The organism is Pedobacter sp. 05T44, from assembly GCF_056395985.1.
Window position 1 is genome coordinate 1 of record NZ_JBFTKO010000044.1, and the last position, 697, is coordinate 697.

A 697-nucleotide genomic window follows, 5' to 3' on the forward strand; every position below is an offset into this window, starting at 1 on the left:
GAATTCTTTAATAAAGGCCTTTAATAAAGGCATCCATTTTTAAAGAGCCCACTAAGTCTGCGCATAGTGCAACTACTTCAGGATTTTTTTTACCTGCTTCAAGTAATCCTGCTCCAAAACCAGAGCGGGTATCTTTTTTTTCAGTGTATGTATATTTTTTCACGAGTTTTCTATTTTTGTTTAACTGTGTTCAAGCTTGCTGCGCAGGTTTTCACGAGTTTTCTATTTTTAGTTAATGGTGTTCAAGCTTGCTACGCAGGGTTTCATTAAAAGCTATTTAATAATCTTTTAGCGTACTTGGTAATTGGGCAAGAGCTAGTGCAAGTTGCTCGTCGTTTGGCGCAACACCATGCCATTTATGCGATCCCATCATGAAATCAACACCTGCACCCATTTGGGTGCTCATTAAATTCAAGATTGGCTTACCTTTTCCTAATAGTGATTTAGCATAATGCAATGCMTTAACTATAGAATCMATGTCGTTGCCATCAGAATTGATCACATGCCATCCAAAAGCTTCAAATTTTGCCTGTAGATTTTCAAGAGATAATACTTTTTCAGTAGGACCATCAATTTGCTGTCCGTTATAATCAACCGAAGAGATCAGGTTATCTACTTTATTAAAAGGAGCATACATAATCGCTTCCCAATTTTGACCTTCCTGTAACTCTCCATCACCATGTAAAGAATATACAAC

The 697-nt window shown here is 37.0% G+C and carries 2 pseudogenes; both read right to left on the reverse strand.

Annotated elements, in window-relative coordinates:
• Positions 1-19: 19 nt before the first annotated feature.
• A pseudogene (locus AC1DDK_RS26130) lies at positions 20-163 on the reverse strand (transketolase family protein); the annotation flags it as partial.
• 114 nt (positions 164-277) lie between these two features.
• A pseudogene (locus AC1DDK_RS26135) lies at positions 278-697 on the reverse strand (transketolase); the annotation flags it as partial.